The sequence below is a fragment of the Synechococcus sp. R55.7 genome, from assembly GCF_047461955.1.
GTDB lineage: Bacteria > Cyanobacteriota > Cyanobacteriia > Thermostichales > Thermostichaceae > Thermostichus.
In genome coordinates this window covers 1-1,145 of sequence record NZ_JANSIC010000373.1, presented here as the reverse complement: position 1 = coordinate 1,145, position 1,145 = coordinate 1, and the positions used below count along the sequence as shown (strand labels likewise).

Below are 1,145 nucleotides of genomic sequence, written 5' to 3'. Positions count from 1 at the left end.
CCTCTTTCCTCTATAAATTATTCTCTCTATCCTAACATAAGATCAACACGACCTACGGGGGTGAGGCTGGATTCCATTACGTGATCGAGCTGCTCTGGGATGCCTGTAGCGGCTTGCTGGAATCCCTGGTTCCCGGGATCCAATGCCCGCCGTTGCCCCCCCGTGCTTGAGAGATTATTCGTCAGATCTGTATTCTTGATGAAACTTGACAGAATTCTTGATGAAACTTGACAGATAAGTCTGGACAACGGGATCCCTTTTGGCTAACTTTGTGGGCGGGATCAGAGTAGCTCCTGAACAGCTTTGGAAAGTTGGTTTTCTTGCGGTTTGGCCTTATAGCTGTATAGATTCGAGGGTTGTCTCTGACACCAAAGAGACGCTGGAGACAAGTGAGTTGACATTCGCAAATATCAAAAAAATATGTGGGAGGGTCACGATGGATGAGCTTTTACCAGGGCTGATTGCCGTTGCCCTTTACGCCTTCTTTAGCTACACCTTAATGGTGATTGGAGAGAAGCTAAACGTGCCGAATGCTTGGTTAGCTTGGATCCCGATTGCTAACATCTGGGTGATGTGTCGAGCTGCTGGTAAACCCGGCTGGTGGGTGATCCTCTTCTTCATTCCCCTAGTCAACTTGATCTTCGGTATCTGGGTGATCTTTGCCATTCCACCCCGCCTGAATAAATCCCGCTGGCTGGGTCTGCTGGTTTTCCTGCCTGTTTTGGGAGCTTTGCTCTACTCAGGCATTCTGGCCTTCACTTGAATTAGCCAGCCTTGCCTTGATACAAACTAAACAATCGAAAAAGTCTACCACTTGAGCAAGTTGAAGCTCTCCATATCGATAGTGGCGCGGTTGCGGTAGATCCCCAGCACGATGGCCAAGCCCACTGCGGCCTCGGCAGCCGCCACAGTGATGACAAACACCGAGAACACCTGGCCGCGAATCATCGCTGAATCGACAAAGTTGGAGAAAGCCATGAAGTTCAGGTTCACCGCATTGAGCATCAGCTCAATCGACATCAGGACGCGAATCGCATTGCGGCTCACAATCAATCCGTAAATACCAATGCAGAAAAGAATCGCTGCCACCACCAAGAAAAACTGCAGTTGCAACATCGCGATGAGCTCCATGTAGATACACAATG

At 49.3% G+C, this 1,145-nt stretch carries 2 protein-coding genes; one reads left to right on the top strand and one right to left on the bottom strand.

Annotation, left to right across the window (positions count from 1 at the left end):
* Window positions 1-436: 436 nt before the first annotated feature.
* Window positions 437-763: a DUF5684 domain-containing protein gene (locus tag NW820_RS12575; protein ID WP_011432901.1), complete on the top strand. Its 327-nt coding sequence runs from the start codon at window positions 437-439 to the stop codon at window positions 761-763.
* Window positions 764-807: 44 nt separating this feature from the next.
* Here the strand turns inward: NW820_RS12575 and nuoK are convergent, their stop codons facing one another.
* On the bottom strand, window positions 808-1,113 hold the full coding sequence (gene nuoK, locus NW820_RS12570) for an NADH-quinone oxidoreductase subunit NuoK (RefSeq protein WP_414328814.1): 306 nt from the start codon (window positions 1,111-1,113) through the stop codon (window positions 808-810).
* Window positions 1,114-1,145 lie beyond the last annotated feature (32 nt).

Bases quoted from the DNA above. Each gene is read 5' to 3' on its own strand.
- NW820_RS12575 (WP_011432901.1), top strand. From the start codon at position 437: ATGGATGAGCTTTTACCAGGGCTGATTGCCGTTGCCCTTTACGCCTTC.